At 69.2% G+C, this 12797-nt stretch carries 14 protein-coding genes; 7 read left to right on the plus strand and 7 right to left on the minus strand.

Annotated features, from left to right (window positions below; all coding sequences use genetic code 11):
* Window positions 1-89: 89 nt before the first annotated feature.
* Window positions 90-1316: a transposase gene (locus tag AB0J16_RS05860; protein WP_358535105.1), complete on the plus strand. Its 1227-nt coding sequence runs from the start codon at window positions 90-92 to the stop codon at window positions 1314-1316.
* Here AB0J16_RS05860 and AB0J16_RS05865 read toward each other — a convergent pair.
* Both AB0J16_RS05865 and AB0J16_RS05870 read right to left on the minus strand, forming a co-directional pair.
* Window positions 1249-1542: a hypothetical protein gene (locus AB0J16_RS05865; protein ID WP_358535107.1), complete on the minus strand. Its 294-nt coding sequence runs from the start codon at window positions 1540-1542 to the stop codon at window positions 1249-1251. The genes AB0J16_RS05860 and AB0J16_RS05865 overlap by 68 nt on opposite strands.
* Before the next feature lie 409 nt (window positions 1543-1951).
* A complete protein-coding gene (locus tag AB0J16_RS05870) occupies window positions 1952-3247 on the minus strand; it encodes a DUF2252 domain-containing protein (RefSeq protein ID WP_358535110.1) in 1296 nt (431 codons plus the stop codon).
* Between the two features lie 88 nt (window positions 3248-3335).
* On the opposite strand from AB0J16_RS05870, the gene AB0J16_RS05875 reads away from it, so the two are divergent.
* The gene (locus AB0J16_RS05875) at window positions 3336-3854 is read left to right on the plus strand and encodes a hypothetical protein (protein ID WP_358535112.1); all 519 of its coding nucleotides are present in this window, start codon (window positions 3336-3338) and stop codon (window positions 3852-3854) included.
* Between the two features lie 2 nt (window positions 3855-3856).
* Here AB0J16_RS05875 and AB0J16_RS05880 read toward each other — a convergent pair whose 3' ends face one another.
* The 5 genes from AB0J16_RS05880 to AB0J16_RS05900 all read right to left on the minus strand — a co-directional run bounded on the left by AB0J16_RS05880 (window position 3857) and on the right by AB0J16_RS05900 (window position 7756).
* The gene (locus tag AB0J16_RS05880; protein WP_358535114.1) at window positions 3857-4831 is read right to left on the minus strand and encodes a hypothetical protein; all 975 of its coding nucleotides are present in this window, start codon (window positions 4829-4831) and stop codon (window positions 3857-3859) included.
* Window positions 4828-5190: a PadR family transcriptional regulator gene (locus AB0J16_RS05885; protein WP_358535116.1), complete on the minus strand. Its 363-nt coding sequence runs from the start codon at window positions 5188-5190 to the stop codon at window positions 4828-4830. Before AB0J16_RS05885 ends, AB0J16_RS05880 begins: the two co-directional genes overlap by 4 nt.
* Before the next feature lie 32 nt (window positions 5191-5222).
* Window positions 5223-5996: an SDR family oxidoreductase gene (locus AB0J16_RS05890; RefSeq protein WP_358535118.1), complete on the minus strand. Its 774-nt coding sequence runs from the start codon at window positions 5994-5996 to the stop codon at window positions 5223-5225.
* Window positions 5997-6019: 23 nt separating this feature from the next.
* Window positions 6020-7135: an acyl-CoA dehydrogenase family protein gene (locus AB0J16_RS05895; RefSeq protein WP_358535121.1), complete on the minus strand. Its 1116-nt coding sequence runs from the start codon at window positions 7133-7135 to the stop codon at window positions 6020-6022.
* A 99-nt stretch (window positions 7136-7234) separates the two neighbouring features.
* A complete protein-coding gene (locus tag AB0J16_RS05900; protein WP_358536127.1) occupies window positions 7235-7756 on the minus strand; it encodes a flavin reductase family protein in 522 nt (173 codons plus the stop codon).
* A 233-nt stretch (window positions 7757-7989) separates the two neighbouring features.
* On the opposite strand from AB0J16_RS05900, the gene AB0J16_RS05905 reads away from it, so the two are divergent.
* The 5 genes from AB0J16_RS05905 to AB0J16_RS05925 all read left to right on the plus strand — a co-directional run bounded on the left by AB0J16_RS05905 (window position 7990) and on the right by AB0J16_RS05925 (window position 12767).
* Complete coding sequence (locus AB0J16_RS05905) at window positions 7990-9159, plus strand: acetyl-CoA acetyltransferase (protein WP_358535123.1); 1170 nt, start codon at window positions 7990-7992, stop codon at window positions 9157-9159.
* A gap of 33 nt (window positions 9160-9192) precedes the next feature.
* Window positions 9193-9627 carry an OB-fold domain-containing protein gene (locus AB0J16_RS05910; protein WP_358535125.1) on the plus strand — a complete coding sequence of 145 codons (435 nt, stop codon included), beginning with the start codon at window positions 9193-9195 and terminating at the stop codon, window positions 9625-9627.
* A 776-nt stretch (window positions 9628-10403) separates the two neighbouring features.
* A complete protein-coding gene (locus tag AB0J16_RS05915; RefSeq protein WP_358442764.1) occupies window positions 10404-11153 on the plus strand; it encodes a GntR family transcriptional regulator in 750 nt (249 codons plus the stop codon).
* Between the two features lie 198 nt (window positions 11154-11351).
* Complete coding sequence (locus tag AB0J16_RS05920) at window positions 11352-11954, plus strand: GNAT family N-acetyltransferase (protein ID WP_358535128.1); 603 nt, start codon at window positions 11352-11354, stop codon at window positions 11952-11954.
* Between the two features lie 132 nt (window positions 11955-12086).
* A complete protein-coding gene (locus AB0J16_RS05925; protein WP_358535130.1) occupies window positions 12087-12767 on the plus strand; it encodes a copper homeostasis protein CutC in 681 nt (226 codons plus the stop codon).
* Window positions 12768-12797 lie beyond the last annotated feature (30 nt).

Below are 12797 nucleotides of genomic sequence, written 5' to 3' on the forward strand. Positions count from 1 at the left end.
CACCTCTCCTTTCGAAAACAGTATGGAAAGGCTCGGTCACGTTCGGTAATATGTGCGGTGAGTGAGGACGCTGTGACAGGAGGTGCGCGATGGCAATCCGCCGCTCCACCACCAAACGCAACGGCCTGCCCACGATCGTGCAACTGCGCCTCACGCCCACCCCGGCCCAGGCCGACTCGCTGGCCGCGGCGGTTCTGCTGTGCAATCAGGCCACCGTCGTCTCCCGCCTGGCCTGGCAGCACCGCGTCTTCACCGTGGTGAAGCTGCACCGGCTGGCCTATTACGAGGTGCGCGGGCGGGTGGCCGGGCTGGGTGCGCAAGCGGCCGTACGGGCGATCGCCCGAGTCGCCGGCGCCTACGCCAACCGGCGCGCCAGCAAGAAACGCGCACACATCTTCCGCCCGCACGGCGCCGTCCCCTGCGACGCCCGGCTGCTGAGCTTCAACCGGGACGCCCGGACCGTGTCGCTGTGGACCCCCACCGGCCGCGTCACCCTCCCCTACACCGGCCGGCCAGAAGACCTCAAAGCCATCGAGGCACTGCCGCTCGGGGAGGCCGACCTGATCTGCCGGCGCGGGGTGTGGCTGCTGCAGGTCGCCCTCACCCTGCCCAACCCTGTGGTGCGTGAGCCGGTCGGCGGCTTTGTGGGGGTTGATCAAGGGGTGGCCAACCTGGCGGTCACCTCCGACCGGGCAGTGCTGCCCGGCCCCGCACTGCCGGGGCCGATCGGCGGCAACGGCCACGTCCGCACCCTGCGCGAGCGACGCCATCGCCAACGCCGACGGCTGCAGAAGAAAGGCACTTCTGCGGCGCGGCGGGTACTGCGCCGCCTGTCCGGGCGCGAACACCGCATGATGACCGACCTCAACCACCAAATCAGCAAATTCGTGGTGCGTGAAGCCGAACGCACCGGCCGCGGCGTCGCCCTGGAAGATCTGCAGGGCATCCGCAGCCGGGTAAGGGCTCACCGGCTCCAGCGGCGCACCCTGCACAGCTGGGCGTTCGCCCAGCAGATCACCTTCACCCGCTACAAGGCCGCCCGAGCCGGAGTCGCCTTCCTGCTGGTCGACCCCGCCTACACCTCCCAGGCCTGTCCAGAATGCGGGCACATCAGCAGGACGAACCGACCGGCGCGAGGCCGGTTCGTCTGCCAAAGGTGCGGCCTCGCTGGGCACGCCGACCACATCGCAGCCCGCAACATCGCCACACGCGGCATCACGGGCTGGGCTGCCATCAACCAGCCACACGCTACCGGCCTCCCCTCACCCAGACGGGACCGAGAGAGCAAACCACCAGCTTCAACCGGTGGTAGTTGATGAACAGCGGATACCCGATCCCCTCCGCGACCGCGTCAAGATCGAACGGCTGGTTGTATCGGGAGGCCGTATAGGCGTACTTGGTGTTGTCGGGCGGGTTCTTGTACGGCACGAGCACCGTCTTCGGGACCTTCAGCCCGAGGCGCATCATGGCGCAGTAGGCGGCGTGCTTCTCCATCGATTGGAAGGTGAACGGGCTGTTCAGCAGATAGACGTCGTCCATCATGGCGATCTTCTTGAGCCACTCGCGCGGGGTAATACCAGTACGCCAGCCGGTCGATCACCAGATCGTGCCGGGGCCGGTCGCGCAGGTCAAACGGCTCGATCGTGATGCGCTCCACGTCGAACTCGCCGACCCCCTTGACCGGCCCCAACCGTCTCAGCACCGTCTCGAACGCCGACGGCCAGTCCTCTTCCGTCCCCAGCAGCAACCCCACCAGACGCCTCACGATGCTCCCTCCACGTCCCTGCTCACGTCTCAGCCCACGTCTCAGCCCACGTCTCTGCTCGAACCACGTCCGAACAACCGGGCCACGAGCTCGGGACCGTGCCGGGAGAGCCGGCGGTCACACCCGCGGGGCGAGACGGCCAACCCGCACGGGCGAGGCGCCCACACCCGCACGGGGCCGGGGCGGTCACACCCCCGGAAGGCGGCCGTTGCGGAAGAGGTCGACGAACCGTTGGTGGTCTTCCCGGGCCTGTGCCCCATAACGGTGCGCAAAATCCACCAACATCCCGATAAATCCGGGCCTGTCGCCGTTGACCACGGCCATGATGGACTCCTCCGTCGAGAAGTTCACCAGGTCGTGGCTGGACTCGTCGTCCGCCACCGAGTGCATGCGCGCCACCGCCCGCCCCAGATCCCGCATGATCGACCGCAGCTCCGCCGGCTCGTTGACGTCGTCCCAATCGAGGTCGGCGGAGTAGGGCGAGACCTCCGCCACCAACTGCCCCACGCCGTTCAGCGTCGTGTAGCCCAGCCACGGATCGGCGTACGCCTGCAGCGCCCGCTGCGACTCCGCGGTCCGATGGCCCTGGTGATGGAAGTAACGGGCGACCTTCTCGTCGGGGACGTGCCGGGCCACCGCCGGCACCTGCGCCTGCTTCATGTAGAGGATGACGTCGTTCTCCAGCGCCTGCGACCGCCCCTCCAGCAGCAGGTTGTACGACGGCAGCCCCGCCGACCCGATCCCCACGCCCTTGCGCAGCGCCACGTCCTTGATCACGTGCTCGACCGGGTTCGACTGCGCGGGCAGCGTCGTCAGGTAGTCCTCGAAGGAGGCCGTCACGGAGTCGCGGGTCGCCGCGTCGACGGGTTCGCGCCCGTCCATGATCGCGAAGCGCCGGTCGTAGTCGTCGATCAGGGTCTCGACGTCCAGCATCGCCACGCGCGTGCTCAGCCTGGCCGTCTGGAGCACCCGGTGCAGCACACCGGTGGTGGTGTCGAGCGTGAGCGACCCGATCGCGTCGTCCCCGCCGCGCGCGATGCCGCCCAGCTCGGCCAGGTACGCGCCGGCGAAGTCGCTCACGAGCCCGCTGATCGACTCGTCCGACAAGGCCTTGGCGTACCCGATCAGCGCCACGCTGGCGGCGAACCGCTTGAGGTCCCAGACGTACGGTCCCACGTACGCCTCGTCGAAGTCGTTGACGTTGAAGACCAGCACGCCCGAGGCGTTCATGTAGGTGCCGAAGTTCTCGGCGTGCAGGTCGCCGTGGATCCACACCCTGCTGGTCGGTTCGTCAAGGTATGAGGAGTCCGCGAACCCTTCGGTGAGGTCCGCGTAGAACAGGCAGGCGCTGCCCCGGTAGAACGCAAAAGGGGAGGCCGCCATTTTCCGAAATTTCCGCCTGAATGCCGCGGGGTCTCGCTTGATCGACTCGCCGAACTCCGTCATGAGGACATCTAGCAGGTGGGAAGCGCGTGTGCCCATGTCTCGGACCTTAAGTCGTCCCAGCTCGCGCGCCTACCCTGGTCTTTCCCTGTCAGGGTGGCCGGCCGATGATCGATAGGGTGCGCCGGTGGGAGACATCTACGAACTCGTGCTGACCATGGACCTTCGCGCCGACCTCGGCGACGACGAGCTCGCCGAGCTGCGGTGGCATGTGGGGCAAGGGCCGCGACCTGAGCGGCTGCCGATCGGCACCGGCGACTACCTGGAGACCTATCCACTCGGTGACCCCGACGACCCCGACTGTGAGTGGGAGGACGTCGATCCGGAGCCCGTGTTCGCGCGGCGCTTCCCCGCCATGCGCGTGGGCGGGGTACTCGTCGCGGAGCTGGTCGAGAGGAAGCAGGCGGAGGGCTGGGCGCTGACGGTACGCCAAGAACTCCACCCCAACGAGTTCTACCAGGTCCGGGCACTGCTGGAGTGGCTCGGCCCGTGCTCGGTCAACGCGCAGGCCGCCGGGATCGAGTTCTTCGTCGGCTACATCCGCTTCAGCACCAGCGTTCAGGTCACCCCGCTCATTCTGCTGAACGGACGCATCGGCCTGCCGGAGGACATCGAATCGCACACCCCCCACTGGGAGGGGACCTGACGTTAGACCACAGCCCGCCCCTGTCGTACGGACGGCAAACCGCGGAAGCCCGCGACCGCGAGGACCGTCACCATGACGACCAGCGCCAAGCACTGGCCCATGCTGGACACCCAGATCGATTCCGGCCTTGAGCTCACGTCGTTGATGGCTACCAGCGGCAGCCGTGACAGCAGCGCCAACGTCCCCAGGATCGCCAGGGCGAGCGGCACGTGCGCCGACAGGCGACGCGCGAGGCAGATGACTCCGGCCACCACGAGGACCACCGTGGCGAGACCCGTCGGCTCCACCCATACCCACAACATCGGCGACTGCCACAGCGCGGACTCCAGCAGGAGAGGGATGGCGATCCTCAGCAGCAGCCCGGCGGCCGGCGCCAGGCCGATCGCTCGCCACCTGCGTCGCACCGGCGGGACGTCGTCGTGGAAGCCGGCGAGCAGGGCCGCCAGGGGCACCACGACGTTCAGTGCCTGGGGCGCCGCGTTCAGAGGCGCGAACGGGTCGGCCAAGTCCAGTCGGACGACGAGCTCGGCCAGGGCCACCGCACCGGCCGCGAGCGCCACCGGCTTGGCCATCGGGGTGCGTCCCCGCATCAGCAGGACGAATGCCGTCACCCAGAGAGCCGCCGTGATCACAGTGAGGGGCGGCGTCGCCAAGTCGGGTCTCTGGGGGAAGAGGATGGCGAGGGTGAAGGTGCCGACCGCAGCGTGGAAGCCGAGCCCCAGCAGCGCCACCAGCCTGGCGGCCGCACCCCACGCGACGTACCGGGGCATCGCGCCCGCTCCACCGAACCGTACGCGCATCGAGAGAGCGAGCACGCTGGCGATCTCGCCCCAGCGCGGCCGAGGGTTCTCCTCATCCGGCACGTCGCCGGAGAACTCCATGAACGTGGCCACCATCTCCTCCTCCCGCTCGGCCCGGTACGAGCGGGGGAGCAGCCACAGGACGTTGCGGTAGCGCCGTTCGAGCAACTCGTTCACCAGGCACCTCCGGCGAGCGCGGTGGCCGTTCCGGGGAGCAGGCGGGCGGTCCGGTCTCGGAGGCGGGTGGTCGCCGCGCGGGCGTTGGCCGCCAGCCGGGCCGCCTCCTCCTCCAGGGCCCTCGCCCCCGAGTCGGTCAGCCGGTAGTAGCGGCGTAGCCGCCCCTGTGCCACTTCCTCCCGGTCGAGCGCCACCAGGCCCTCCCCGGTAAGCCGGTCCAGCACGCCGTAGAGGGAGCCGATCTTGAGCTGCACCCGCCCCTCGGACAGTCGATCGACCTCCTGGACGATGCCGTAGCCGTGCCGCGGCTCGTCCACCAGCGCGGTGAGCGCCAGGAACATGGGCTCCGTTATATTCACCGGCCCACTATATCCTGTCGCTCAGGATATAGTCACGGGTGTTGAGAAGAGACGGAGACGACCTCGCCCGTCATGTACGAGGAGTAGTCGCTGGCCAGGAAGACGATCACGTTCGCCACCTCCCACGGCTCCGCCGAACGCCCGAACGCCTCGGCGGCCGCCAGCTCCGCCAGCAGCTCCTCGCTGGTCACCTTCGCCAGGAACGGGTGGACGGCCAGCGAAGGCGCCACCGCGTTCACCCGGACGCCGTGCTCGGCGGCCTCCAGGGCGACGCACCTGGTCAGCGCCATCACCCCGGCCTTGGCCGCCGCGTAGTGCGCCTGACCCCGCTGCGCCCGCCAGCCGATCACGGAGGCGTTGTTCACGATCACCCCGGACCCCTGGGCGATCATCTGCTTCAGGGCGGCCCTGGTGCAGCGCATGGTGCCGTTCAGGGTGACGTCGATGACGGTGTGCCACTGCTCGTCGGTCATCTCGGCCAGTGCCGCCGTACCACCGAGCCCGGCGTTGTTGACCACCACGTCCAGCCGCCCGTGCGCCTCCACCACCGCGTCGAACAGCGCCAGCACCTGGGCCTCCGACGTCACGTCGCACGGCACCGCCAGCGGTTTGACGCCGGTGAGCTCGGTCAGCGAGTCGGCGGCGGCGGACAGGCGGCGCTCGTGCCGGTCGGAGACGACGATCGTGGCCCCCTCCTCGGCGCAGCGCTTGGCCGTCGCGTAGCCGATCCCGGCCCCCGCCGCGGCCGTGACCAGCGTGACCTTGCCGTCGAGCAGGCCGTGCGCTCTGGGGTACGGCGGTGCCATAGTGCTCCGATCAGAGAGGTCCGTCAGCGGGGGAGTCCCAGGGTGCGCTCGGCGATGATGTTCCGCTGGATTTCGCTGGAACCGGCATAGATCGTGTCCGCCCGGCTGAAGAGATACAGCCGCTGGAGATCGTTGAGCTCGCCGTCGCGGGCGACAAGTCCGGACTTGAGCTGTACGGCCTGGGCCAGCTCGCCCAGCCGGCGATGCCACTCCGACCAGTACAGTTTGGCGATCGACGCCACCGGCCCCGGATCGGACCGCAGCGCGTTCAGCCGCATGATCTCCAGCTCCAGCCACGACCGCACCAGCCGGTCACGCAGCACCGGGTCGTCGGCCGCGCCCGTACGCTCGGCGACCTCGATCACCCGGGCCAGCTCCCGCCGGAACCCGATCTGCTGACCCAGCGTGGAGACGCCGCGCTCGTAGCCGAGCGTGGCCATGGCGACGCGCCACCCGTCGCCGGGCGCGCCGAGCACGTTTTCGGCCGCGGTCCTGGCTCCGTCGAAGAACACCTCGTTGAACTCGGACGTCCCGGTCATCTGCACGATCGGCCGAACCTCGACGCCGGGCTGGTCCATGGGCACGAGCAGGTACGACAGCCCACGGTGGCGCTGGGAGCCCGCCTCCGTACGGCAGAGCACGAAGCACCAGTCGGACACGTGGGCCAGCGACGTCCACACCTTCTGACCGGTGATGACCCATTCGTCGCCCGCCAGGTGCGCCTTCGTCTGGACATTGGCCAGATCGGAGCCCGCCTCCGGCTCGGAGTAGCCCTGGCACCACAGCTCGTCGCCCCGCTGGATCGGGGGCAGGAAGCGGGCCTTCTGCGCCTCGGTGCCGAACTCCAGGATCGTCGGCCCGATCAGTCCCTCGCCGATGTGGCCCACGCGGGCGGGGGCGTCGGCCAGGGCGTACTCCTCGTGGAAGGCGATCTGGTCGGCGAGCGAAGCGTCGCGTCCGCCGTACTCGACGGGCCAGCCCAGGCAGGTCCAGCCCGCCTTGCCGAGATGGCGCTCCCAGGCCAGCCGGACCTCGTGACCTTCGTGCTCACGCCCGGGGCCGCCCAGGCCGCGGGCGTGCGCGAAGTCTCCGGTGAGGTTCGCGGCCAGCCAGGCGCGCGCCTCCTCACGCAGGCTCACGCACGCCTCCTCACCGCGGGCTCAACGCGAACAACCGCAGGCTCGACGCGAACAACCGCAGGCTCGACGCGAACAACCGCAGGCTCGACGCGAACACCGTCACTGGGGCTCAACGAAGCCGCCGTAGCCGCCGCGGAAGAACAGCAGCGGGCCGCCGTCCGCGTGCGTGTCGAGCTGGAGCACCCGGGCCACCACGATCACGTGGTCGCCCGCCATGTGCTCGGCCTCGACCGCGCAGTCGATCCAGGCCAGGGTTCCTTCGAGCACCGGGTTGCCGCCGGGCGAGCCGGTCCACCGCAGCCCGGCGAACTTGTCGCCGCCCCGGCTCGCGAGCTGGGCGCAGACGTGCTGCTGGTGCTCGGCGAGCACGTTCACGGTGATGACCTTGGCGCCGCGCACCTTGGGCCAGCTCGTGCTCGTGTGCGCCACGCAGAACGCCACCAGCGGCGGGTCCAGCGACACCGAGGTGAAGGAGTTGGCCGCCAGCCCGCATGGCTCGCTGCTGGCCGGGTCGAGGGCGGTGATCGCCACCACGCCGGTGGCGAACCTGCCCAGCACCGACCTGAACCTCCGGCTGTCGAGCTGGCCGTTGCCGCTCGCGTGGGACTGGCCGTTCGGCATCGAGGCTCCGTTGAGAGTCCTGCGCTGGTACGGCACCGGGGGGCCGCCACAGCCGTCCGGCGTGATCAGCCGGGCAGCGTGTGTGCTCATGGTCTCCTCCTCCTCGCCGTCTGCATCGTATCTTACCAAGCGCTTGCTTGGACGGTAGGCGTGCGACGGAAAAGGTGTCAAGCGAAATGCCGCGGCATGCCCCCCGGTTGACATATGTGGACGGTCCGATCTAGCGTTTCAGGATGGCCAAGCGCTTGCTTGAGTTCCGGGACCGTACGGCTGTGGTGGGCGTCGGGTACACGCCCTTCACCAAGGACTCGGGGGTCAGCACACTCACCTTGGCCTGCCGCGCCATCCTGGCCGCCCTCGACGACGCCGGCCTCGGCCCCGGCGACGTCGAGGGCATAGCGACCCATCGCGTGGGCGACTCGGCGGCCCCGTCCCTGGTGGGGCCCGCGCTCGGCCTGGCGGACCCGGCCTGGTACCTCGACCAGTTCGGCGGCGGCAGCGTCTCGCACGCGGTCGTGGCCCAGGCGGCGCTGGCCGTGGCGGCCGGCGTGGCGGAGACCGTCGTCTGCTACCGCGCGATCAACGCCCGGTCGGAGTTCCGCATGGGCGGCACCGGCCGTGGCCTTCCGGTGAGTCCCGAGGTGCAGTATCAAGCGCCCTACGGCTATTTCGCGCCACCCCAGCAGTACGCGATGTACGCCCGCGCCCACATGCAGAAATATGGCACGAAAGCGGAGCATTTCGGGCAGCTGGCCGTCACCCAGCGGGCGAACGCCGTCAAGAACCCCCGTGCTCTCATGCGTACGCCCATCACCCTCGACGACTACCTCGACAGCAGGTGGATCGCCGAGCCGTTCCGCCTGCTGGACTGCTGCCTGGAGACCGACGGCGCCTGCGCCCTGGTCATCACGACCGCCGAGCGCGCCCGCTCCCTGCGCCGCCCGCCGGTGCTGATCTCCGGCGCGGCCTGGGGCGGTGGCGACTCGCACCTGTCCGGCGGCCGGGCCGACCCGACCACCACGGCCGCCGCCGCGCTGGCCCCGCGCCTGTACGCCCAGGCCGGAATCGGCCCGGCCGACATCGACGTGGCGCAGCTGTACGACTGCTTCACCTACTCGGTGATCGTCCAGTTGGAGGACTACGGCTTCTGCGTCAAGGGCGAGGGCGGCCCGTACGTCGCCTCGGGCGCCACGGCCCTCGACGGAGCCCTCCCGGTCAACACGCACGGCGGCTTCCTGTCGGAGGGCTACGTCCACGGCGTCAACCACATAGCGGAGGCCGTCTCCCAGCTACGCGGGGACGCGGGTGACCGGCAGGTCGCGGGCGCCGAGGTGGCCCTATCCACCGCCCAGCCCGGCTACATCCTCCCCGCCACTTCGGCTCTCCTGCTCAGAAGGGGCTGACCACCCATGCGTGACCTCAGAAGGGGCTGATCCATGCCCGACCGGTACGGCAGGCCGCCCCAAGGCGTGCGGCCGACGCCTGATCGCGACTCCAAGGACTGGTGGGCCCGGCTGGCCGGCCACGAGTTCGCGGTCCAGCGCTGCGACACCTGCCACACGGCCCGTTTCCCGCCCAGGGCCTTCTGCCCGGCCTGCCGTACCGAGGACTGGCACTGGGAGGCCGTCGAGCCGGCCGGCACGGTGGAGAGCTGGATCGTCAACCGCCGGCCGTTCATGCCCGGAGCGAGCGAGCCGTACGTCGTGGTGCTGGTCCGGCTCGCCGCCGTGCCCGGCTGCCTGATCCACGGCGGGTGGGACGGCGACTGCGAGCCCGAATACGGTCAGGCGGTCGAAGGTGTGTACGAGGACATGGGCGATGAGCTGACACTCATCAATTGGCGGCCGACTGAGTGGCACGCATCCCCGTGAAATCCTTCGCGGCGGCACCAAGTCGGGAACGATAGGTACCAATGGGCCTGAAGGCCAATCCCGGTCCGGCCGCCTCATCCCTGCGGCCGGCCACGCCCGCCGGACGCCGGTCCCTTGGGCGGGGCTCGACCGGGGACGGTCTACGGCGCGGGTATGACTTGGCACGAAAAATGGTGGTAAAAGGCGCGAAGTGCCGTAAATCATGAGAAAAAGGAGGAACGCGCGCCCTGGCGGGCGTGGGGGACCCGCCAGGACGCGCTTCCTGCCCCGTGTGCGGCGACGCCAGGACTCCGGCGAGGGATGGAGTCCTAGGTCGATTGTTCGCACACGGAGTTCATGGGGGAGCGACCCTCTTTCGAGGACTCCGGATGTCGGTAGTGGTCTGCGATGCGTTGGGCCGCACCGAGGGGGTCATCGATGGGATGTGAGACGGTGGCACCCTCCTCATTCCAGATGAAGGAACCGTCTTTGCTCCACACAGTTACCTCGGTCAACACGGATAAAACGGACATGCCACTGCCGTTGCTCTGGTAGGTGTTGCTGAGTCCCTGGCGAGGCAACGCGTAACGCAGTAAACGTGTTGCTTCACAAGGGTCTTGCCAGGGCAGGTATGGCGTACCCGCGTGGACCGGTAACACCGGGCCCTCACCCCCTCACCGGCCTTTCGATGGATTTGTACCAACGATTGGATGATGCGGCTGTCAATGGCCATTGGTCAAGGGGTTGTGGCCTGTTAGAACCAGATCGTCTAAATTGTTGGAACAAAAGGGGTGAAAGTGGCAAGGTCGGTCCTGTACCAGCTGGTGGCCTCAGAGCTGAGGAGAGCCATCTACTCCGGTGTACTCGGCCCCGGGGCGCAGCTGCCGACCGAGGCGCAGCTCATGGAAGACCATGGGGTGAGCCGCAACACCGTCAGACTCGCCCTAGGGGAGCTGGTCAACGAAGGGTTGGTCACGCGAACCCCACGGCGTGGCACGGTCGTCCGGGACCGCCGGCCGCTGCTGATCTACCCGCAGCGAGAGCTGGAGCCACAACCATCCGGCGAGCTGCGAGAGGCGTTCGCCTTCGCCGTGACGGAGGAAGGTCGTGCCCCCAGCCAGTACATAGAGGTCTTGACCGTCTCACCGGTCGAGGAGATCGCCAGCCGACTCGAGCTGGCCGAAGGCGAACTGGCCGTCGTACGACGGCGTCTGCGGTTCGTCGACGGGCAGCCGTACAACACCAACGATTCCTATTTTCCACGTGACCTGGTGGCCAGCACGGAGATCGCCCGGCCGGGCGACATTCCGCGGGGGGCGAACCGGGTCCTGGAAGAGCTCGGTCACGAGCAGGTGCGGGTGGTGGATGACATCTGGGCGCGGATGCCCAACCAGGAAGAGGTCGAGCGTCTCCAGTTGGAGCTCGGCACGCCGGTCGTGGTCTACGTCCGCGTTGGTTACGACAACGGCGACATGCCAGTGCGTGTCGCGGTGTCGGTGCTCCCCGCCGACAAGCACTTGATCAGATACGAGCTCGATCGCCGCTGAGCGAGCTCGGTTGGGGGTGATCCCACCGGCCGCCTAAGACGAGCCTCCCGCCTCGCTGGGCAGAGGGAGTCCTGCGCACTCCCTTCATGCGCGATTTATCGATAGATGTCGCCTCAAACCCCCCATGCGACCCAGCGCGCGCTCCAATCATTACGTTCTGTGGCTGCATGGACACCCGATGTAATGAAGGGCTGAACCGTGCTTTCCAACACCCTGCTCCACCCGCTCGCTCTCCGCCGGGCCGACGCCTCCGATCTCCCGGGCGTCCTGACCCTGCTCGCCGACACGGCCGAATGGCTGTACTCCCAGGGCGTGCGGCAGTGGCCGCGCGGCGGCTTCGGGCCCGAGCGGATCGAGCCTCTCATCGCCGAGCGGGTGCTCTACCTCGTGGACGACGAGCTCCGGTACCTCGAACTGGATGACGAGGCCCCGCCCGTCGCCACGATCGCTCTCGACGACCACGCCGACCCGGAGTTCTGGCGCCGCTCCGACGACCCGGGCGCCGCCCTGTACGTGCACAAGCTCGCCGTCGCCCGGCCCTGGGCGGGCTTCGGTCTCGGAGACGCCCTGCTGGACTGGGCGGGCTCCGCGGCGCTCGCCTCCGGGCTGAGCAAGCTCCGGCTCGACTGCGCCAAGAACAACCCGCGGCTGCAGGAGTACTACCGGCGCCGCGGCTTCCGGCACGTGCGGACGGTCGATCTGCCGCATCGCTCCTCGGGCGCCCTGTTCGAGCGGCCCGCGGAGGAGGCCGTCACGACGGCCTTCCGCGACCTCACCGTCGCCGAGCTGATCGGCGTCTGACGCACTGATCGGCCCCGGCCGGTACGGCCGTGCCCCGCTCCCCGGTGGGGCGCGGCCCGCAGCCCGGTTCCTGCCCAGGTCACCTGGCGCTTTCCGGCACAAAGGGACACAGCACCATATAACCTCTCCAGCATGACCGGATCCCTCCTTGAGGTGATCGCGCTGAACGTGCGCGACGCCGTCGCCGCGGAGCAGGGTGGAGCCGACCGTCTGGAGGTCGTCGCCGACATGGGCGCCGACGGGCTCACCCCCGCTCCGGAGACGGTCGCCGCGATCGCCGCGGAGTGCCCGTTGCCCCAGATGGTGATGCTGCGCTGCGCCGCGAACTTCACCGCCGACCCCGAGGTGCTCGACCGGCTCCGTCTCGACGTCAAGGCGCTGACCCAGGCGGGCGCCGCGGGGTTCGTATTCGGCTTCCTCGACGAGGCGGGCGTCGTGGACCTGGCGGCCACCGAGGCGCTGATCCACGCCGTGTCGCCGTTGCCGTGGACCTTCCACCGGGCCGTCGACCACGCGGCGGACGTACAGGCGTCGTGGCGGGCGGTGCGGCTGCTGCCCAACCTGGCCACGGTGCTCACGGCGGGCTCGCCCGCCGGCGTGGGCTACGGGCTGCCGATACTCAAGAGCCGGGCCGACGCGGGCGACGGCTCGATCATCCTGGCGGGCGGCGGGCTCAAACCGGCCTATGTGCCGTCGCTGCTTGACTACGGCATCCGGGCGTTCCACGTGGGCTCGGCCGTACGGGAGAGCTGGTCGCTGCCGGTTGACCAGCGGCGCGTCCGTCAGTGGCGCAGCCTGGTCGACCGCGACTGACCCAAGGGCCACCGAGCGGCCCGTGCTTTG

Source organism: Nonomuraea sp. NPDC049750 (assembly GCF_040659625.1).
Lineage (GTDB): Bacteria > Actinomycetota > Actinomycetes > Streptosporangiales > Streptosporangiaceae > Nonomuraea.

Coding starts and splice junctions, on each gene's coding strand:
- AB0J16_RS05925 (WP_358535130.1), top strand. CDS start 12,087: ATGACCGGATCCCTCCTTGAGGTGATCGCGCTGAACGTGCGCGACGCC.
- AB0J16_RS05900 (WP_358536127.1), bottom strand. CDS start 7,756: ATGCCGAACGGCCAGTCCCACGCGAGCGGCAACGGCCAGCTCGACAGC.
- AB0J16_RS05905 (WP_358535123.1), top strand. CDS start 7,990: ATGGCCAAGCGCTTGCTTGAGTTCCGGGACCGTACGGCTGTGGTGGGC.
- AB0J16_RS05910 (WP_358535125.1), top strand. CDS start 9,193: ATGCCCGACCGGTACGGCAGGCCGCCCCAAGGCGTGCGGCCGACGCCT.
- AB0J16_RS05870 (WP_358535110.1), bottom strand. CDS start 3,247: ATGGGCACACGCGCTTCCCACCTGCTAGATGTCCTCATGACGGAGTTC.
- AB0J16_RS05860 (WP_358535105.1), top strand. CDS start 90: ATGGCAATCCGCCGCTCCACCACCAAACGCAACGGCCTGCCCACGATC.
- AB0J16_RS05890 (WP_358535118.1), bottom strand. CDS start 5,996: ATGGCACCGCCGTACCCCAGAGCGCACGGCCTGCTCGACGGCAAGGTC.
- AB0J16_RS05865 (WP_358535107.1), bottom strand. CDS start 1,542: ATGATGGACGACGTCTATCTGCTGAACAGCCCGTTCACCTTCCAATCG.